Source organism: Vibrio sp. KUL70, from assembly GCF_059725515.1.
Genome location: NZ_AP045834.1, coordinates 679,832 through 700,573, shown reverse-complemented (window position 1 = coordinate 700,573; position 20,742 = coordinate 679,832). Strand labels below are relative to the sequence as shown.

19 protein-coding genes are annotated in these 20,742 nt (G+C 44.6%); 7 read left to right on the top strand and 12 right to left on the bottom strand.

The window, feature by feature from the left end:
• Positions 1-53: 53 nt before the first annotated feature.
• Entirely contained in the window at positions 54-485 is a 432-nt protein-coding gene (gene ohrR / locus AC6I7V_RS03120) for a transcriptional regulator OhrR (protein ID WP_255231765.1), read from the bottom strand.
• Between the two features lie 139 nt (positions 486-624).
• On the opposite strand from ohrR, the gene ohr reads away from it, so the two are divergent.
• Together ohr and AC6I7V_RS03110 are read left to right on the top strand one after the other, a co-directional pair.
• Positions 625-1,047: an organic hydroperoxide reductase Ohr gene (ohr, locus tag AC6I7V_RS03115; RefSeq protein ID WP_498011314.1), complete on the top strand. Its 423-nt coding sequence runs from the start codon at positions 625-627 to the stop codon at positions 1,045-1,047.
• 354 nt (positions 1,048-1,401) lie between these two features.
• Positions 1,402-1,527 (top strand): hypothetical protein, encoded by a 126-nt coding sequence (locus AC6I7V_RS03110; protein WP_255231307.1) that lies wholly within the window; start codon positions 1,402-1,404, stop codon positions 1,525-1,527.
• 135 nt (positions 1,528-1,662) lie between these two features.
• On the opposite strand, the gene tadA is transcribed toward AC6I7V_RS03110, so the two are convergent.
• The 6 genes from tadA to AC6I7V_RS03080 all read right to left on the bottom strand — a co-directional run bounded on the left by tadA (position 1,663) and on the right by AC6I7V_RS03080 (position 7,235).
• Complete coding sequence (tadA, locus tag AC6I7V_RS03105) at positions 1,663-2,235, bottom strand: tRNA adenosine(34) deaminase TadA (RefSeq protein WP_498011313.1); 573 nt, start codon at positions 2,233-2,235, stop codon at positions 1,663-1,665.
• Between the two features lie 189 nt (positions 2,236-2,424).
• Positions 2,425-3,990 carry an AbgT family transporter gene (locus tag AC6I7V_RS03100; RefSeq protein ID WP_255231309.1) on the bottom strand — a complete coding sequence of 522 codons (1,566 nt, stop codon included), beginning with the start codon at positions 3,988-3,990 and terminating at the stop codon, positions 2,425-2,427.
• A gap of 295 nt (positions 3,991-4,285) precedes the next feature.
• On the bottom strand, positions 4,286-4,735 hold the full coding sequence (locus AC6I7V_RS03095; protein WP_261882666.1) for a prepilin-type N-terminal cleavage/methylation domain-containing protein: 450 nt from the start codon (positions 4,733-4,735) through the stop codon (positions 4,286-4,288).
• Positions 4,725-6,071 carry a hypothetical protein gene (locus AC6I7V_RS03090; protein ID WP_498011312.1) on the bottom strand — a complete coding sequence of 449 codons (1,347 nt, stop codon included), beginning with the start codon at positions 6,069-6,071 and terminating at the stop codon, positions 4,725-4,727. Before AC6I7V_RS03090 ends, AC6I7V_RS03095 begins: the two co-directional genes overlap by 11 nt.
• Entirely contained in the window at positions 6,068-6,703 is a 636-nt protein-coding gene (locus AC6I7V_RS03085; RefSeq protein WP_498011311.1) for a PilW family protein, read from the bottom strand. Before AC6I7V_RS03085 ends, AC6I7V_RS03090 begins: the two co-directional genes overlap by 4 nt.
• Positions 6,687-7,235, bottom strand: coding sequence for a prepilin-type N-terminal cleavage/methylation domain-containing protein (locus AC6I7V_RS03080; RefSeq protein ID WP_498011310.1), 549 nt, complete (start codon positions 7,233-7,235; stop codon positions 6,687-6,689). The genes AC6I7V_RS03085 and AC6I7V_RS03080 overlap by 17 nt, the downstream gene beginning before the upstream one ends.
• A gap of 102 nt (positions 7,236-7,337) precedes the next feature.
• Between AC6I7V_RS03080 and AC6I7V_RS03075 the strand changes: the two genes are divergently transcribed.
• Positions 7,338-7,775, top strand: coding sequence for a type IV pilin protein (locus AC6I7V_RS03075; protein WP_498011638.1), 438 nt, complete (start codon positions 7,338-7,340; stop codon positions 7,773-7,775).
• 120 nt (positions 7,776-7,895) lie between these two features.
• Here AC6I7V_RS03075 and dnaJ read toward each other — a convergent pair whose 3' ends face one another.
• The 5 genes from dnaJ to grpE all read right to left on the bottom strand — a co-directional run bounded on the left by dnaJ (position 7,896) and on the right by grpE (position 15,661).
• Positions 7,896-9,041, bottom strand: coding sequence for a molecular chaperone DnaJ (gene dnaJ / locus AC6I7V_RS03070; RefSeq protein WP_152468255.1), 1,146 nt, complete (start codon positions 9,039-9,041; stop codon positions 7,896-7,898).
• Between the two features lie 286 nt (positions 9,042-9,327).
• Positions 9,328-11,241, bottom strand: coding sequence for a molecular chaperone DnaK (gene dnaK, locus AC6I7V_RS03065; RefSeq protein WP_255231313.1), 1,914 nt, complete (start codon positions 11,239-11,241; stop codon positions 9,328-9,330).
• Between the two features lie 352 nt (positions 11,242-11,593).
• On the bottom strand, positions 11,594-12,631 hold the full coding sequence (locus AC6I7V_RS03060; protein WP_255231314.1) for a polysaccharide lyase family 7 protein: 1,038 nt from the start codon (positions 12,629-12,631) through the stop codon (positions 11,594-11,596).
• An 839-nt stretch (positions 12,632-13,470) separates the two neighbouring features.
• Entirely contained in the window at positions 13,471-14,745 is a 1,275-nt protein-coding gene (locus tag AC6I7V_RS03055; RefSeq protein ID WP_255231315.1) for a dicarboxylate/amino acid:cation symporter, read from the bottom strand.
• A 322-nt stretch (positions 14,746-15,067) separates the two neighbouring features.
• Positions 15,068-15,661 (bottom strand): nucleotide exchange factor GrpE, encoded by a 594-nt coding sequence (grpE, locus tag AC6I7V_RS03050; RefSeq protein ID WP_255231316.1) that lies wholly within the window; start codon positions 15,659-15,661, stop codon positions 15,068-15,070.
• Between the two features lie 143 nt (positions 15,662-15,804).
• Here grpE and nadK point away from each other — a divergent pair, with 143 nt between their 5' ends.
• The 4 genes from nadK to AC6I7V_RS03030 all read left to right on the top strand — a co-directional run bounded on the left by nadK (position 15,805) and on the right by AC6I7V_RS03030 (position 20,726).
• Complete coding sequence (gene nadK / locus AC6I7V_RS03045) at positions 15,805-16,689, top strand: NAD(+) kinase (protein WP_498011309.1); 885 nt, start codon at positions 15,805-15,807, stop codon at positions 16,687-16,689.
• Positions 16,690-16,975: 286 nt separating this feature from the next.
• Positions 16,976-18,640: a DNA repair protein RecN gene (gene recN, locus AC6I7V_RS03040; protein ID WP_498011308.1), complete on the top strand. Its 1,665-nt coding sequence runs from the start codon at positions 16,976-16,978 to the stop codon at positions 18,638-18,640.
• A 167-nt stretch (positions 18,641-18,807) separates the two neighbouring features.
• Entirely contained in the window at positions 18,808-19,167 is a 360-nt protein-coding gene (gene bamE, locus AC6I7V_RS03035) for an outer membrane protein assembly factor BamE (protein WP_255231319.1), read from the top strand.
• Positions 19,168-19,289: 122 nt separating this feature from the next.
• On the top strand, positions 19,290-20,726 hold the full coding sequence (locus AC6I7V_RS03030; protein ID WP_498010706.1) for an IS1182 family transposase: 1,437 nt from the start codon (positions 19,290-19,292) through the stop codon (positions 20,724-20,726).
• Positions 20,727-20,742 lie beyond the last annotated feature (16 nt).

The window sequence follows — 20,742 nt, the reverse complement described above, 5'->3', positions numbered from 1 at the left end:
ACCAAAAAGCCACACATCGGTGTGGCTTTTTGTTGTTTGTCTTGAAGGAAAAGTTAACCGAGCTTCTCTAATACCTTTTCGCACAAAGTCTTCAAAGCCAACAACTCATCCAAGTCCAAGGTCAACTTGCACTTCATCGCATCAGGAACAGATCTCGCCTGAGTTTTTAGTTCTGCTCCACTCTCTGTCAATTTAAGCACTCGCACACGCTCATCGTGCTCACAACGGCTTCGTTCGACGAACCCTTTACCTTCTAGCCTTTTCAAAAGTGGCGTCAAAGTACCCGAGTCTAAATGCAATCGTGAGCCAATATCTTTCACACTGGCACCATCTTGCTCCCAAAGCACCATCATCACCAAATATTGAGAATAGGTTAAATCCAACGCATCCAATAACGGGCGATATGCTCGAACCATAGTATTCGCTGCGCTATACAGCGGAAAACACACCTGATTATCTAACAATAATTGATCATCACTACTCATATCGTTCTCTACTTCTGGTTTAATTGGTGCGAGCACTAAAAATAAATTGCGCACAATATAGTTGCATTCACTGCGTATTTCGACATAAGATTGCAAGCAATTAAGTTGCACACAACTTAAAAAAGAAAAGGGAAACGATATGACAACACTCTACACAACTCAAGCAACCGCTCTTGCCGGCCGTAATGGACAAGTGAAAACTGACGATGGTTTACTAGAGCTTGAACTGGCTTACCCAAAAGAGATGGGTGGCACTGGTCTAGCAACGAACCCAGAGCAACTATTTGCTGCAGGTTATTCAGCTTGTTTCTCGAACGCTATCTTGCACGTTGCTCGTGAAGCGAAAGTTACGCTAACCAAAGCGCCAGTGACTGCAGAAGTTGGTATCGCTCCAAATCAAACAGGTGGATTTGCGCTTACCGTAAGCCTTGCAGTCGAGCTAGACCTACCTCAAGAACAAGCTCTTGAGCTGACTCGAGTCGCTCATCAGGTTTGCCCATACTCAAACGCAGTTCGTGGCAACATCGATGTTGCAGTGACTGTAAACGGCGAAGCAATCTAAGCTCTCCCCCGCTCCAAAAAACTAAAAAAACACCGGCTAATTGGCCGGTGTTTCTATTTATAGATGAGATGTTTGTTGTCTCGTTGGCGAAAAGCTAACCATTCTCTCAATTCAGTCTGCTATCACAATCACTCAACCCGATTTTGCTACTTGAAAAGCTTCTTTGATTACCATACATATGAAGAATAACTGGCATCACTTGTCATTAATTTGCAACAAAACTGACCTATAAGGTGGGTGTCGTTGAAGTGGCGCTGCAAACTAACATACTCAAAGAGCTTGTATTGGGTATATTCAACTTAACTTAAGCTGTTTAATAGAGCTGATATTGATAGTGGGAGGCTGTTAAAAAAGATGAAACGTAAGTTACGCTCTAAACGCCTTTATAAAACCGTCGCGGCTAACCGCCGTAAGCGCATGCTAGCCAACAACAAAAAGAAGATCATCTGGCGAAACCGAGCTTTCGTACAGATGCTTTAAACCGAAAAACATCATCAGCAAGCATCTAATTCAATCTCGAAATGTCACTCTGACACCTCAATTCGAACAGTATTGGATGTTTGCTAGAATCGAAAGCTGCTTATTAGATCTACCTAAAAACCACGCGCCGTTAAACTAGATCCCTTCTTGATCGTCTTTTGCTTGCGCTAACTTCTGTTGCTGCTTTTTCTCTTTAATCTCTTTACGACGCCTTTTGAAAAACGCCTGTAGTTGAGAGCGGCACTCCTCTTCCAATAAGCCGTGCTCTACGTCAGCATAATGGTAAGACGCTTGGCTATCAAAAAGATTCAATACCGTGCCAGCGGCTCCCGCTTTCAAGTCTGGCGCGCCAAAGACAACGCGCTTCACTCGGCTGTGCAGAAGAGCCCCAGCGCACATTGGGCATGGCTCTAACGTCACATACAAGGTGGTATCGAGAAGACGGTAGTTCTCTAATGTTTGACCCGCCTTACGCAAAGTTTCAATCTCAGCATGCGCGGTCGCATCATGGCTACCAATCGAACGGTTCCACCCTTCCGAGATGATTTCACCATCTTTTACCAAGACCGCTCCAACGGGCACTTCACCCTCAAGTTCAGCTTGATGTGCTAACTCCATAGCTCGGCGCATAAAGGCTTCATCTTGCGATGTAAATTGATGGTCAGACAAAAGAAACTCCCAAAAGCGAAAAAGGTAAGCGCAGAGCATACCTTTATTTGATGATCATCGAAATGGAATTGTCAGATTTGAGCACTGACTGCTATTGAGATGGCTTTCGAGAGCCTGATTAAAAGCTGAGTACCTTTATCGGGATATCAAAAGCATGGCGAAAAAAAAGCCCGCACTTATCGGTGCGGGCTTAGGAATCAATAAAGCTTAATATTGCTTAATTCATACTTACATAGTGTAAGTGTATGGTGCTTGAATACCTAGCGGGATACCTAGTGCCCAGTAACCCAGTAGGAAGATTGTCCAACCAATTAGCATTGCAATTGAGTACGGCATCATCATTGATGCTAACGAACCAATACCTGAGCTCTTCACATAACGCTGCATGTAAACAACAACTAGAGGGAAGAACACCATCATAGGTGAAATGATGTTAGATACAGAGTCACCAACACGGTAAGCAGCCTGAGTTAATTCTGGAGAAATACCTACAGCCATTAACATTGGTACCATGATTGGACCAATCAGAGCCCATTTCGCAGATGCAGAACCCACTAGTAAGTTAACGAATGCTGTAAGTAGAACCATACCAACAATCGTCACTTCACCCGGCAGATTCATCGCTTGTAGAAGTTGTGCTCCTGACAATGCCAATAGCGTACCTAAGTTTGATTGACCAAACGCGACTAAGAACTGAGCGATGAAGAACGCCATAACCATGAAGCTTGCCATGCTCGCCATCGTTGTAGACATCGCTTTAATAATATCATCGCTCGCCTTAAACGTGCCTGCTACGCGACCATATACTACGCCAGGAATGATAAATAGAATAAAGATTAACGGAACAATAGATTGCATTACCGGCGCATCAAACGCAGTAATTACGCCTGATGGTGAACGCAGTGGTGAAGACTCTGGGATCAACGCTGCAATCAATAACGCAACACCAGCCATCATTGCCCAACCAGCACGAGAGAATGCTTTGCTTTCTAGCTCTGTGAATGACCCCATATCCGGTGCTTCTTCTGCATCTTCATCAATTTTAGTCGTCTTTTGTAGACGTGGTTCGATGATGCGATCAGTGATGTACCAACCAATACTCACAATTAAGATGGAAGAAAGGCCCGTGAAGAAAATGTTTGAAAGGGGGTTCACGACGTATGTCGGATCAAGAATAGCTGCCGCTTCTTGTGTAAAGCCAGCTAGCAGTGGATCGATACCTGAAGGCAAGAAGTTTGCAGCAAAACCACCAGATACACCAGCGAATGCCGCTGCGATACCAGCAAGAGGGTGACGACCCGCAGCGTGGAAGATAATGGCACCTAGTGGGATAACCAGTACGTAACCAGCATCAGCTGCAGTGTGGGATACGATTGCAACCAAAATAAGCACAGGAGTAATGAACTTAGCTGGTGTAACGTTAAGCATCTTCTTAAGGCCTGTGTTAATGAAGCCAGACGCTTCAGCAACACCAACACCTAACATTGCAACCAATACAATGCCTAATGGTGCAAAACCAGTAAAGTTGGTCACCATAGTTGCAAGGAAGTTTGCAAAAGACTCACCTGTCACAAGGTTTTTAACCTCAACAGCCTGACCAGAAACTGGGTGGATCAACCCAAAATCAAACTGTGATAACACAGCAGACAAGCCCCAAACTAGGAGTAATCCCCAAAAGAAAAGCAGCGCAGGATCTGGGATCTTGTTACCGGCACGTTCAATGAAGTTTAGAAAGCGATCCATACTACTGATTTTGTCAGGTGCAGGCGCTCTATTTACGGCTTGGTTACTCATGGTAACTCCATATGTGATGTTGTTTTATTTAGGCCTAATATAGTTGTGCTTAGGGCCTCTTCGTACAACACATATTCTATTCAAAGCCCCCACAAAAAGCACAAGATTCCACCTAAAATTCCATAAATGGAGACATATTTTGCAAAAACCGCATGTGACAGCAACAATCTAAAAACAGAACAAACACCATTCCGTATACAGTTTTTTAACTAGCACGTAAACAATGTCCGAGGAGTGAAAATTATCAATATTGGAGTGGTAGAGAGAGGGTTCGGGTGAACATTTACACAGTGAATTAATCAAATTCACTGTATTTAGAAAGCATGGTTTCTAGCGTTATACTTTGCATTTTACTCATTCGATCTTGCCATGAAACAGTGACCGTAATATTACGTAGAGCACTCGACATAGCACCATTAGCGTTTACTACAGAACAACTGAGTGAGTATTCAGATCCCGATAGGCCGGATAACGGACTTGAACTATCAGCATTGAGACAATGATCCGTATGATGAAGTTCCGAAAAGCGAATTAACCCAACCGCCCCACTGACATTGTTTGCCCGAGTCCGGTAATACTCCAATTGCCTCTCAGCAAAGTGAAGCGCTTCAACACTCTGAATCGCATAGTCGGCTTTCTGCTCAGCATAAGTCTGTAACTTAACCATCCCTAACGCCGCTACGCCCACCAACAGAAATGAGATAAGCACTTCAAATAAGCTAAAGCCGCCTTGGTTAGAAGTCATTCCAAGAGCCCTTTTTCCATTGATAGATTGAAGGTGGATCTGTCGGGTTTGCATTTGAACGATAGTAGAGATCCATATCACCCACGATAGTCGATACCCCATCCTTTACGTCAAAGATAAGCCCACCAGCAGGTAACCCTGACGCAAATTGGATTCCTACTGTTTTTTTCTCTATAGCTGGATCATTTAGTGGTTTAACAAATGGTGTAAATGCACTGGGTGTTGAAGAAGTGATAATCGACTCCCAAAAATCATCAATACGAGATTTGGTTATGCTATTGGCGTAATCCACTAGGTGATAGATCACTCCGTTGTATGTCATCGCGCCATTAAGCGCAAAAGCACCGTCATGAATCACCAATAGTTGAGCAGTATTAAGATTAGCCGCGACTGAGGCGTTAATATGACAGTTGCCCTCAATCCAAAGCCCTTTTGTTTGCCCGACAGTGAAATGGCTCATGATTTCGCTACCGCAATCGGTCGGGTTGATCAGTTGAATGTGCCTAAACTTGTCCGAATCTTGCGATAGATCGATAATGTTCTGCTCTGTTTTAGGCATCCCAAAGAACGAGTAAAATAGGTCAAGATTCGGATCTGGATTGAAGTCTTTCTTAAACGGGGTTGGGTTGTTTTTTTGGTAGTAATCGGGCGCATAGATCGAATAAGCATCCCCCGTAACGCCTTTGACGATTTCAGTTTTGTAGTCGGGATGACAAACACCGCTGAAGCCAGGAAATGGACCATCCGCGCTTGGGTCTTTCACCTCTAAACCCAATACCTGCCCAGAGTCACCATGAGTCGAGTCATATTGATAGGTAAAAAGGTCGCCAAATGAAATACTGACACATTCATGTTCATTGCCACTGATTGGTGTCTCTGTGGCTGTTGGTTGTAAGGTTAAAGTACCTATGATCTCGATAGGCCCCGTTGATTGAATCGCCCCAGCACCAAGCAAAGAGCTATCGCGTAGGATTTTAGTGACTCGATAACGATCAATTGCAGCTTCGACAATATGACTACCACTTAGCGTACCATTGCGCGTAGTGATCTTTGGTTGCTGATCGTAGGGACTACACCAATCGATAAACTCCGAAGGTTGAGACGGTGGCCCAACTATGTCTGAGACTTGTTTACCCTCTTCGCGTAGATAACTAAACGTACACTCCAATCCCCCTTCTGCTTGCCAGTGGTCCTTGCGTGCTTGAACCTCATTTTGTGCCCGTTTAATTTGGTAGAAGGTCGCCTTAAGTGAACCGAGAGAAACAATCAGTACACCAACTAAAAGAATACTGACTAATAGCAGCGTTATCGCTCCTCGTTGCTGATTGATCGTCATTGCCAATTCCTTTGTACAACTGATGTCATCACTTTCTGGCTCAGGTCCGCGTTCACTAGCGACGCCTCAAGTGTCACGTCAACCCTTTGCGAACTCGCCTGACTACTCGATAGCTCTTCGACAGAAACAGAAAACGCATCTACCTGAATTTGTCTCTCGAAGAACAAGCTTTGACACGTCATCGTCACGTCTCCGCTTATATTACTAAATGGCTTTTCATTGATAGCCAAAAGCTCTGTTGACTCTCCTAGGCAATAGTTGAGCTTGTTGTCTTTGAACTGATAAACAATATTACGATAAGCGGACGAGACACTATTTTGCAGATACACAAAGCCAAGGTAAGCCTCATCCGCACTGACTTGCTGGGTATAAATTGTATTTGATGCCCCAGATAACTTCAGCGATTGGCCAGCATCGGCGTTATATCCAGCACGCCAAATCTCTTCTTTCATCATTTGAGTCGTGGAGAATAAGTTTTGTGATAGGAGCAGCTCTAGGCTTTTCTCTGAGCTGAGGCGCTGATTGGTGATGAACACACTACCAATCGTCCCGATTACAATCACACCGATTGCAGAGGCCACCATCATCTCAACCAAGGTACTACCTTGAGCAGACTTAATTGCAGATCTCATAACCATAGTGACCAATACTATTGCGCCCATCGCTGTTTGGATCGCTACTGCAGACCCGAATACGCCCGGTTGTGTTTGATGCTTTAACAGAGAGTTCTTCAGACGGTGCATTCACCGAAGCCATAGTGACGTTGCCGTTGATAAAACGTCCCCTTACTCCGTCAATAGAGATCGAATTCTGATTTAAAAAACTAAACGAAACTTTGATATCTCTATAAGCTGAGCCATCAAGATGCATCACCACGTTATCTGGAACATACCAAGCGGTAGTACTCACCACCAAATCCCACTCCCCCTCTGAATCCTCAATCGCACCTAACGCATTCGAAACCAAAAATAGCAGGTGCAATTCTTGGTTGCGAGCAATCGCTTTAGAACGCGCAGCAACCAAAAAGCCATGAACCTCTGGGGCGAGTCTTTGGAGTTTAGAAGAAGCAAGCAGAGAGCTAAAACTCGGGGCAGCCGTAGCCAGCAGTACCGAAAGTACAACAACCGTGAACAGCAGCTCTATAAGCGTAAACCCGCGAGTCATTTCCCAAATCCCTATGTAATAGATTGCGTAACCGTATTTAATCTTGCACCGATGCTATCACCAGAGAAAAATAGCCTAACTAGTGAAAAGGAAGTCCTCGTGATGATTCGAAAAAATATATGCAACAGCAACAACATACGTTTACAAGGAATGACATTGATCGAGTTATTGATTGTGGTTGCCATTATCGGGATCTTGGGTGCTATCGCCTATCCAAGCTACACCCATCATTTTTTAGCAGGTCATCGAGCTACAGCTATCGCTGACATAGCACGCATACAACTAGAGTTAGAAGCGAGTTACGATGACGGCTATGATTGGAGTCATATCATCTCAGGAAGCAACTGCTTAATTTGTGATACCGACAGCTCGCGATTTTCATTCAGCGTCGTAAGTTCGGCGTCTACTGCTTATACGATTTCAGCCACACCAAAGTCGGAAGTTGGGCAAGATAAAGATGATTGTTTTGATGGCGTTAGTCCAAAAAAGCTCACTCTCAACAACGCCAATGTTGAATACCCAGAGGCTTGTTGGCTGTGAAACGGTATGAACTAAAAGGATGAAGTTAGACTGGAGATACAAAAAAGCCTGCTACATGAGCAGGCTTTCTAGTTTAGTCACTAAGTTAAATCTCAATAACTTAGGATTCAATCACCTAAATTATTTAGTTAGGTCATCGAAGAAGTTTTTAACGCCGCTGAAGAAACCTTCAGACTTAGGCTTGTGCTTGCTTGCCGCTTCACCGCCACATGTCTCTTCAAACTCACGTAGAAGCTCTTTCTGACGAGAGCTTAGCTTAACCGGTGTCTCAACCACTAGCTTAACGATTAGGTCACCCACACCGCCGCCACGAACGCCTTTCACGCCTTTGCCACGCATACGGAACATACGGCCCGTTTGTGTCTCTTCTGGCACCTTAAGGTTTACACGACCGTCTAGTGTAGGCACTTCAACTTCACCGCCTAGTGCAGCCATAGAGAAGCTCACTGGTACTTCGCAGTAAAGATTGTTGCCGTCACGCTCAAAGATGTTGTGCTCTTTTACGTGAACTTGTACATATAGGTCACCTGCTGGAGCGCCTTGCTCTCCCGCTTCACCTTCGCCAGATAAACGGATACGGTCGCCCGTGTCCACGCCAGCTGGAATCTTAACGTTAAGTGTTTTGGTCTTCTGCTTACGACCTTGACCATGACAAGAGTTACATGGGTCTTTAATGATCTTGCCTTTACCGTTACACGTTGGACACGTTTGTTGAACAGCAAAGAAGCCTTGACGCATTTGAACTTGGCCGTGGCCATGACACGTACCACACGTTTGAGCTGAAGAGCCTTTCTTCGCGCCGCTACCGTCACATACGTCACACTCAACGAGTGTAGGTACTTCAATCTCTTTCGATACACCGCGAACCGCTTCTTCTAGAGTCAGTTCCATGTTGTAGCGCAGGTCTGAACCACGTTGTGCACGTTGCTGACCGCCACCACGACGACCACCACCAAAGATATCGCCAAACACATCACCGAAGATGTCACCGAAATCACCATGACCGCCGCCGAAGCCGCCACCGCCGCCCATACCGCCTTGTTCAAAGGCTGCGTGACCATACTGGTCGTAAGCGGCTTTCTTCTGAGAATCGGTAAGGATCTCATACGCTACTTTTACTTCTTTAAACTTTTCTGCTGCGCTTTCATCACCCTGGTTACGGTCTGGGTGGAACTTCATTGCTAAGCGTTTGTACGCCTTTTTAATATCGCGCTCTGATGCATCACGGCTGACGCCTAATACTTCGTAAAAATCACGTTTTGACATGTTCTAAGTCACCAAATTTATTACCACTACCAAATTACATCTTTCAGTAGCTTGTGTATCAACCTAGATAAAGGTTCGAGATTCGAGATTCGAGATTCGAGAGCCATTATCTAGATTGACAGCCTAAATACAAATTTACGGGCGTGAGAGTTACCTCTGACGCCCGTATTAATAAGTCTTCGAGACAAATTTCTAAGCAGATAGCTTGAGTTCTAGGAGGAAGCGCGGAGCCTACGCTAGTAGGTGAGCACTTCCGACAACGAAATCAGGCTACTCTGCGACGAAATTATTTTTTGTCGTCTTTAACTTCTTCAAACTCAGCGTCAACAACATCGTCGTCTTGCTTAGGTTGCTCACCTGCTTCAGCACCAGCTTGTTGAGCTTGAGCTTGCTGTTGAGCGATTTCCATTAGCTTCTGAGCTGCTTGCATAAGTTCTTGAACTTTAGCGTCGATCGCTTCTTTGTCGTCACCAGACTTAACTGATTCTAGAGCTGCGATAGCTGCTTCAATCTTCTCTTTCTCGTCTGCAGGTAGAGCTTCACCAGCTTCTTCTACTTGCTTACGAGTACCGTGAATCATTTGGTCAGCTTGGTTACGTGCAGTTACTAGCTCTTCGAACTTCTTGTCCGCTTCTTTGTTAGCTTCTGCTTCTTGTACCATTGCTTCGATCTCTTCCTCAGACAGACCGCCTGATGCTTGGATAGTGATCTTCTGCTCTTTACCCGTCGCTTTATCTTTCGCAGATACGTTTAGGATACCGTCAGCATCTAGGTCGAAAGTTACTTCGATTTGTGGCATGCCACGTGGTGCTGGCTGGATACCTTCTAGGTTGAACTGACCAAGAGACTTGTTGTAAGTCGCTTGCTTACGCTCACCTTGTAGTACGTGGATAGTTACCGCGCTTTGGTTATCTTCAGCTGTAGAGAACACTTGATCCGCTTTTGTTGGGATAGTTGTGTTTTTCTCGATTAGCTTAGTCATTACGCCACCCATCGTTTCGATACCGAAAGATAGAGGAGTAACGTCTAGAAGTAGTACGTCTTTAACGTCACCAGCTAATACACCACCTTGAACTGCAGCACCCATTGCTACTGCTTCGTCAGGGTTTACGTCTTTACGAGCTTCTTTACCGAAGAACTCAGCAACTTTAGCTTGAACCATAGGCATACGTGTTTGACCACCAACTAGGATAACGTCAGTGATTTCGCCTACAGATAGATCAGCATCCGCTAGAGCAACTTTTAGAGGCTCAAGAGAACGTTGTACTAGATCTTCAACTAGAGACTCAAGCTTCGCACGAGTCACTTTGATGTTCATGTGCTTAGGACCAGTCGCATCAGCAGTAACGTAAGGTAGGTTTACGTCAGTTTGAGTAGTAGAAGAAAGCTCGATTTTCGCTTTTTCTGCTGCTTCTTTAACACGCTGCATTGCTAGTGGATCAGTCTTAAGATCGATGCCTTGCTCTTTCTTGAACTCGTCTACTAGGTAGTTGATCATGCGGTTATCGAAGTCTTCACCACCTAGGTGAGTGTCACCGTTAGTAGAAAGAACTTCAAATGTCTTCTCGCCTTCAACTTCGTCGATCTCGATGATAGAGATATCGAACGTACCACCACCAAGGTCGTATACAGCGATAGTGCGGTCACCACCTTGCTTGTCTAGGCCGTAAGCTAGAGCAGCTGCTGTTGGTTCGTTGATGATACGCTTAACGTCTAGACCTGCGATACGGCCAGCATCTTTAGTCGCTTGACGTTGTGCATCGTTGAAGTAAGCAGGAACAGTAACAACAGCGCCGGTTACTTCTTCACCTAGGAAGTCTTCAGCTGTTTTCTTCATCTTCTTAAGTACTTCAGCAGATACTTGAGGAGCAGCCATTTTTTGGCCTTGCGCTTCTACCCATGCATCACCGTTGTCAGCCTTAACAATTTTGAAAGGCATGATTTCGATATCACGTTGTACTTCTTCATCTTCAAAACGACGACCGATTAGACGCTTGATAGCGAATAGTGTGTTTTGAGGGTTAGTAACAGCTTGACGTTTTGCAGGTTGACCAACTAGCGTCTCGCCGTCTGTGTATGCGATTACCGACGCAGTTGTGCGTTCGCCTTCCGCATTCTCGATTACGCGTGGTTTGTCGCCGTCAAGAACAGCAACACAAGAGTTAGTAGTACCTAAATCAATACCAATGATTTTACCCATCAGGCTATCTCCGAAATAATTCTATTTAGTTTTTGCTATACCCACATATGTGGGGCTGGTTACCGAGGATTCAACCCCCGACACACAAAATTTAAGTGCAAATTTAATTTGCTTTTCGTATGCACCATAGATAAGGGCGACAAATTGGTTTTCAAGGGAACACGTAAAAAAAATCTATTTTTTTTCCCATCTTTTTTCATAACGGTAAAATATGAGCGATCCCTTGCCAGTTAAGGCTCCACAGTTGAGAAAACCTCGCATTTAGCGCCCAATTAAAACCTCTGCTTTATTCTTAGCCCCATAAAAAAGACCTTCATATAGAAGGCCTTTGAAAATCAATATTTATCGATGATTATTGGTTTAAATCCAGTTGGTAGAAACTGACTTTGGTGTAATCGCCTGCGTCCATACCTCGCCATTCACACGCTGAGCTCGACTTTTTGGTATTGCACTGGTTGTAAGCGCCAGCTTTAAAATACATCCAGTCCTGACCGTAACCTAAATCGACATCGTGACCTTGGTAGTTACCTTTCGCCAAATCCACTTCATAAGTTTTCACCACTGGCGAATCTGAATTTGGATTCTTGGTGAAAGTGAGATGCATCATCGTATCTTTAATATCAACATCGTAGGAGAAAACTTCCCCTAGCTTAATGCCATCAACTGGGTCTGCACTGCCCTTCTTCAGGTTGTATTTGCCAAACACATCATGGCGAATATCTTTGCGCAACTTCTTACCGTTCTCATCTTTCGCATTCTGCAGCTCTGGTGCAGGGTTAAGCTCATAGTTCCAAGCAAGGGAGCCATGCTCGTGCTCTGGCAACTTACGGTAAACAATCTTCAGCGGTTCATTGTCGGAGCCATGAATCTGACCAATCACCACAGAGAACGCGCCTGTCTTGTTATAGTTACCACTGGTGCTCACTTGATCAACCGACAGAGTTGCTGTCATCTGGCCACCAATCGAGCCATATTCCTTCGCATTAGTATGGCTCGACACAGCAAAGTTGTTGTCTGGCGCAGCGTAGTCGTCAGCTAACATAGCGCGTAACTCGCTTCGAGTGTTCTTACTGTTTGGTGTGGTTGGCGCTGTATTTGGAGCAACAAACACCATCGCACCCGTTTCCTTATCTGTGTAGAACCACTCAGGGTGGACATAAGGCGTCTCTACATTAGCAAGCTCAGCCTTTGCGATCTCAAGCGTTTTGCCTTTACGTGGGCCCTCTTTAGTCAGCTCAGGCAGATTGATCTTCCATTTAGACAAATCAAAGTTCTGCGCAGGGGCTTTCGCAGGATCAAGATTGAATTGAGTCGCTATATCTGTATCTGCGGCAAAAGCTGGTGTCGCCAAAACAGCAGCGGTGATTAAGCTAAGGTAGGACAACTTCATTTTAATTTCCTTAATGTCGTCTAAATGTAGGTTGCCAACGAATATAAAATACTATTGTATTATTATATGTGATCGATATTAAATATTTGCAGAACCATAGAGAATTTTCACGTTGTCATTCACAAAATTGACCACTGCCTGCAATCGAGTAGGAGGAGGCCTCACGGCCTCCGTCCTCTCACACCACCGTACAAGCGTGTATCGCATACGGCGGTTCCAAGGTAGACTAACTTACGTTAGCTTAAGTCCACTATTTAACTTTAACGCCAATGTGGCTTGTCTCTCTTCGCTAGCAACAGATCCGTTTCCGACTTCACCATCATTATTAGCGGAGTTGTAGGGGTTCTACTTTTGACTGAGACTCCATACACACTGAGAATCTGTTAACTGTAGCCTTAAAACCTTGGTTCAGGCCTTCCCCACATTGTAGGTACTATGCCCTCTGCTGACTTCTTATCAATCTTCGTCTAGCATCACTGCTAGCCTAGTCTCGCGGACAATTGATAAGACCTCCCGAGGTAAGATGTCACCCTTTCCCATAGCTCTGCCTGATTTACATAATCACACTTCTGTTCGAGACTTTGGGCTATTCTATCTGTTGCTAGGTTACCCAAGTTGATTATGCCTACTATCAGATTTCTGTTCGTCAAAGCTATGTTTTGCCATTTGCTTCCTTCAGATTCCACCTCACGATGGACACCCTTGCATAGGCTAACGCTTCCTGCTCGACAAGGCGCGTAGAGGACTTTCACCTCCTAGGTTGACACCATGCTCGGCGCACAACGAAAAACGCGAGGCACTAGGCCTCGCGTTTAGCAATTTAATGTAGAGTTTTCTGATTAAGCTTCGGCTTTATTCAGTTCAACTTCTTTGTCTGCTTCTACACCGATTTCATCTTCAGACTTAGCAACGATAGTATTTACTGCTGTGTCACCAACTACATTAGAAGAAGTACAGAACATGTCACAAATACGGTCAACCGCTGCAACGATTGCTAGACCTTCTGGTGGTAGACCTAGTTGGTGCAATAGAACACCTACCATTACTACACCACCACCCGGAACACCACCAGCACCGATAGACAGTAGCAGGATAGTAAGACCAAGAGTAAAAATATCTGCAGTATTGATTGGCTGACCAAATGCGTTAGCAACGAACATAGTTGCTAGTGCAATGTAGATAGAGACACCAGACATGTTCATTGTTGCACCTAGCGGTACACCGAAGCCCGCTACAGATTTAGAAACATTAAGTTTCTCTGTAAGGGTACGCATTGTTACAGGGATTGTCGCGTTAGAGCTTGCCGTCGATAGTGAGAATAGAACTTGCTCACGAGTTGCACGCAGGAACTGTTTTGGAGAAACACCTGTGAATGCACCAACCATTGCTGGGTAGAAGAAGAAAATCCAGAACACTAGCATTGCAACAACAAGTGCGACATAACCTGCTACAGACATTAGCGTGTTTGCATCAAGCGTTGCGCCCAGTTGAATCATAAGAGCAAATACACCGTATGGCGCAAGGCTCATTACTAAGCCGATAAGCTTCATCATGATTTCATTCGCCATCTTGAACGTCTTGATAGCTGGGCCACCACGAGAATCAAGTGCTTGAATAGCAAGGCCCGTTAGAATCGCCATGAAGATGATTTGAAGCATGTCGCCGCTTGCAAATGCTTGTACTGGGTTGCTAGGAACAATGTTCACAACCAGAGAGAAGATATCTGGAGTTTCCGTTGTTGTTAGAGCAATCGTCTCAGAAACCGTACCCGCTAAGCTAGCACCCGCACCTGGTTGGAAGATCAAACCGATAGTTAGCGCAGCAGAAATCGCAATGATGGTGTTGATAATGTAAAGAGCAAAAGTTTTACCACCAAGGCGACCAAATGAACGGATATCTTTCAGTTCAACGATACCGCAAACGATAGATACGTAAACAAGTGGGACCACAAGAAGTTTAATAAGTGAAACGAACATACCACCAGCGCCTTCCGCAGCACCGAGTAGGTAGGTATCAAAGATCGCAATACCGCTGAATAGGTACTGAATTGCAGTACCGATAAGTAGGCCGGCAAATAAACCTACAAAAATTTTACTTGAGAGCGATTTATCCATCGTTTATCTCCAGTTTGTTATGTTTGAAATGTGTACTTTTATAGTTATATATACGAGTAATATCTCGATATGACCGGAGATTTTACATATCAAGATAACAATTGAAAGTATTATTTTACATATTAATTACAAATGTGACATCAGAGTAATCAATTAAAAACAACTTGTTTCATAATATATTAATCTAAACACTTGAAATCACCGATTAAAGGGAACGCCATACTTATGGTGTTATTTTGGCTTTTTCATTAGACCACCACTGTTTAAAACATAAAAAAAGAGAGGCCGAAGCCTCTCTCTGAATTTCACATGATTCGGTTATCTATTTTGAAACCATAACCATTGCAGGACGAATCACACGACCATTTAGCTCATAGCCTTTTTGCATCACAAACATAACGGTGTTTGGCTCGTGATCTGGACTCTCTTGGATAGACATTGCTTGGTGAAGCTCAGGGTTGAATGCTTCACCTTCAGGGTTGATCTCTTTAAGACCAAACTTAGCCACTACGTCGACAAATGTTTTGTGTGTTAGCTCAACACCTTCAAACAGTGGCTTAACCACTTCGTTTTCAGCGTCTGCGGCTTGCATTGCACGCTCTAAGTTGTCGATAACTGGTAGCAGCTCTTCAGCAAACTTGTTTAGAGCAAATTTACGCGCTTTATCGATCTCTTGCTCAGTGCGGCGGCGCATGTTTTCAACTTCCGCTTTCGCACGTAGAACAGAATCTTGTTGCTCTTTCACTTTCGCTTCGCTCGACAACAAAGCTGCTTCTAGTTGAGCGATCTTTGCTTCTTGCTCGTCAGCCGCTTCTTCAACTTGCGCTTCGGCATCTGCTTCTGCTTCAACTTTCTCTGCCTCAGCAATGATCTGATCTAGCTCTTCTTCCGTTACTTTGTTTTCTTCGTTGCTCATGATATCTCCAGAATTCAGTTTTCTATGCCAGTGAGCGGCGTATTAGCGCCCAATTTGATATAAAACACTCGCATAGTCATTCAACTTGCCTTTATTATGGGGATGAAGAATTTTGATTCAAGCCTAATTCGTTTGGAAACCCTATGAAAAAGCCATTTGAAGTCATCGCCATCATTGGTAAACCTCGAGATCAACAAGCAATTCAGACTCATAGAGAGCTGTATCAGTGGTTAAGTACTGAAGGCTATCAAGTGTTTGTTGATGACAGGTTAGCCAGTATTTTAGACGACATCCCTAAAGAGCGATTCTCTAGCTTAGTCGAACTCGGAAAACGAGCGGATTTGGCGGTGGTTGTAGGCGGTGATGGCAACATGCTCGGCGCTGCGCGTATCTTGTCTCGATTCGATATCTCAGTGATCGGTGTAAACCGGGGTAACCTCGGCTTCTTGACCGACCTTAACCCTGAGAATTTCCAGTCAGCACTAACTGATGTGCTGAATGGTGAGTTCATGGAGGAAGAGCGTTTCTTACTTGAAACCGAGATCCATCGTCATGGTCAAATAAAAAGCCACAATGCAGCACTTAACGAAGCGGTACTTCACCCCGGCCAAGTCGCTCACATGATCGAGTTTGAAGTCTACATCGATGATAGCTTCGCCTTTTCACAACGTTCAGATGGTTTGATTGTCTCAACACCGACAGGCTCTACAGCCTATTCACTCTCTGGCGGTGGCCCGATCCTATCTTCAAGTTTAAATGCTATTTCTTTAGTACCGATGTTTCCACACACCCTATCGAGCCGCCCTTTAGTAGTAGATAGCAAGCGCCACATTAAACTTATCGTCTCTCCAGACAATCGTGGCACTCAAGAGGTAAGCTGTGATGGTCAAATCTCACTCCCTGTTTCACCAGGTGACGAGATTCACATCTACCAAAGCCCCAACGTTCTTAAGCTGATCCACCCTAAAGATTACAGCTACTATCACGTGCTACGAAACAAGCTCGGTTGGTCGAGTAAGTTGTTCTAAAGACACTACGAAAAAATAAAAGGTTGGCGAAATGCCAACCTTTTTTATTGCCTGAACCCCATATAATTCCTCCCCTTTTGAGCCTTGTTCACATCGTCATTCCAGAACTGAAGGACGAGGTGTCTGGAATCTCTTTTCACAAATAGACATCAATATCAGAGACCTACAAACGAAGTTTGATTTGATCGAGCTCACAAAAAATATTCACCCGCTCACTTTACTGTATAAAGAAACAGTATATACTGAGCTTATATACAGTATTGTTCAGTTATACAGGTAAATAAAAATGCTGGCTCATCTAAGTGTTAATAATTTCGCTATTGTTAAGTCTTTACAGCTAGAACTTTCTAAAGGCATGACAACCATCACTGGTGAAACTGGTGCGGGTAAATCTATTGCTATCGATGCGTTAGGCTTATGCCTTGGTGGTAGAGCCGACGCTGGCATGGTGCGACAAGGTGAAGAGAAGACCGAAGTTAGTGCCGCATTTTTACTGGATAACAACTTACATGCGACTCGTTGGCTAGAAGATAACGAGCTACTGGATGGCAGCGAATGTATCCTTCGCCGTACCATCTCGAAAGAAGGCCGTTCGCGCGCCTTCATTAATGGCAGCCCTGTTCCGCTTTCTCAACTAAAATCATTGGGGCAACTGCTTATTAATATTCATGGTCAGCACGCGCATCATCAGTTGATGAAAAGCGACTACCAAATGGCGATGCTTGACCAATATGCAGGCCACCTTAACCTGCTAAAATCGACTCGCAACGCTTACCAAACTTGGCGTCATGCAGATAACCATCTAAAAGAGCTGCGCGATAACAGCCAACAGAACCAAGCACAGAAACAACTGCTTGAGTACCAAATCAAAGAGCTGAACGAGCTCTCACTTGGGGAGGAAGAATATGAAGAGCTTGAACAAGAGCACAAACGCCTATCCAACAGTGGCGAGCTTGCATCAACCTGTCAGCAAGCTATCGAGCTTATTTACGAAGGTGAAGAAGTTAATGCGCTTGGTATTTTGCAATCGGCCAATCACTCCCTAATTCAATTGGCTGAACTGGATGAAAGACTGGCTGAGCTACCGAACATGCTCTCTGAAGCCATCATCCAAATTGAAGAAACCAATAGCGAGCTAAGAACTTACCTTGATAGCATCGATGTCGACCCAGGTCGTATGGCATTTGTCGAAGAGCGCTTCTCAAAAGTCATGTCGATGTCACGCAAGCATCATGTATTGCCGGAAGAGCTTTATAAACATCACCAAGATCTGCTTCAGCAGATTGAAGACCTAGATTGCTCTGATGAAAAACTGGATGAACTGGCTAACGAAGTTGAACAGCACTACCAAAGTTTTGTTGCGAAAGCGGAGAAGCTGCATAAGTCTCGCGTGCGTTACGCCAAAGAGCTCAATAAGCTGATCACACAGAGCATGCACGAGCTGAGCATGGAAAAAGCGCAGTTCGCGATTGAGGTAAACAACACCAATACTCACCCATCCCCATTAGGTATGGACAACGTGACCTTTATTGTTTCTACCAACCCGGGGCAACCAATGCAGCCAATTGCTAAAGTGGCCTCTGGTGGTGAGCTATCGCGTATCTCATTAGCGATTCAAGTCATCACCGCTCAGAAAGTCGACACCCCTAGCCTGATCTTCGATGAAGTCGATGTGGGTATCAGTGGCCCAACGGCTGCAGTCGTTGGCAAAATGCTGCGTACTCTAGGTGAATCGACACAAGTTATGTGTGTGACTCACTTGCCTCAAGTTGCGGGTTGTGGTCACCAACAACTGTTCGTCGCCAAGAGCACTAAAGCAGGTAAAACAGAGACGCAAATGCACACGCTTGATGAGCAACAACGTATTTCTGAGCTTGCAAGATTGCTTGGTGGCAGCCAGATCACCGATTCAACACTCGCTAACGCGAAAGAGCTCTTAGTCGCGGCTTAGATTAAACTTTCGCCAAATACCTGATGGTTTTCTGAAAAAGATTGGCAATTTTGCAACTTATTTCAAAATTGCTAGTCATATTAAGTTCAAAGAGCAAGGAGCTTTTTACTTCTTGCTGGAGCTTGTTTATTATCAGGCAGTATTTTAGCGAAGAAAGATCTCAGACTATGCGAATTAAGAAGTGGTTAGTTGCAGTTCCACTTGCACTAACAATGTTGACCGGTTGTTCTCTATTAGAAAAGTTGGTTTATCGAATTGACATCAACCAGGGTAACTACGTTGAACAAGAAGCTGTCGACCAACTGAAATTTGGTATGACCAAAACACAAGTTCGTTACGTTATGGGCTCACCAATGCTGATTGAAAACGGCTACCCAGACACTTGGTATTACATTTACCATCACCAAACAGGCCACGAAGATCCAATCCAGAAAAACCTGATTGTTAACTTTGATGCGACCGGCACACTAGTAAGCATCAACGGTGATTTTGAAGCGAGTGATGAGTTTTTCGAAAGCCTTCGATAAAAACGCTAAATGCCCCAGATACTAAAAAGCCTGCAACTGCAGGCTTCAGACTGCTGACAAAGGTCTAGCTTTCAAGCTAGACCTTTGATCTAATAGGGGTATCGAAATATGGATATCTCACTATGCTTCAAGAGCCTTCACCTCAACAATATGAACTCGAAATGGTCACCATGGAACAGCTCGTTCCTCAGAACCATTTAGTTCGTAAGATAGATAAAGCCATCGACTTCGAGTTTATCCGTAATGAAGTCGCTCACCTCTACTGTAAAGACAACGGTCGCCCACCTGTTGACCCTGTACGCCTGTTTAAAATCATCCTGCTTGGTTACCTCTTCGGAATAAAAAGCGAGCGACAACTCGTGAAAGAGATTGAAGTCAATGTCGCTTATCGATGGTTCCTGCGTATGTCACTGACAGAGAAAGTTATCCATGCATCGACACTCAGCCAAAACCGTATTCGCCGCTTTAATGGTACCGATGTGTTTGAGCGTATCTTTATCAATATCGTAGAGCAGGCAATGGCGAAAGGTTTGGTCGCAGGCCAAGAACTATTTACTGACAGCACGCACCTAAAAGCCAATGCCAACAAAAATAAGCACACGAACAAAGTGACTAAGGTTCGCGCCAGTGCTTATCTTGATATGCTCGATGAAGATGTCGCGCTAGACCGAGAGAAAGAGGGTAAGAAACCTCTAAAGTCACGTACCGCTGAGCCTAAAACTAAGAACACCAAAACGAGTACTACCGACCCGGAAAGTGGCTTCATGACTCGAGATAATAAGCCCCAAGGCTTCTTCTATCTCGACCACCGTACAGTGGATGGACAGCATGGCATTATCTTAGATACCCATGTCACAGCAGGTAATATCAATGACTCTCAACCTTATGTGAAGCGTCTGGACTATACCCTAGAGCAATTTAACCTTAATCCAATCGCCGTTGGACTCGACGCGGGCTACTTCACTGCGCCAGTCGCTGAGTCATTAGAGCGTCGAAATATCTTGGGCGTGTTCGGTTATCGCAGACCATCGAGAACAAAGAATGCGTTCAAGAAAAAGCACTTCATCTACAATGAAGAGCGAGACAGTTACCGCTGCCCTAACGGTCAAGAGCTCATCTATAAAACAACGTCTAGAGATGCGTATCGTGAGTATCACTCCGACCCGAAAGAGTGTGCGTTCTGTCCAATGAGAGATGACTGTACGCAAAGTAAAAATATGAAGAAAGTCATTACAAGACACATCTATACGGACGCGATGGATAGAGCCAACCAAATGCGGCTCTCACCTTATGGAAAAAAGACGTATAGGCGAAGAAGTGAGACGGTAGAGCGGAGCTTCGCCGACGCTAAGCAGCACCATGGTCACCGTTATGCCCGCTTCCGCGGGCTCTCGAAAGTGCAAATGCAATGTTGGTTGGCAGCTGCCGCTCAAAACATCAAGAAGATAGCCTTGGTGGTGAGCTATTTACAAAAAATAGGGCTAAATATGTCCCAAATACGTCAAATTATGGCGTCTAGATGCCAATTTAAGTGTTGGGCTCTTCCAAACTTCGCATAATAAAAAAATATCGCGA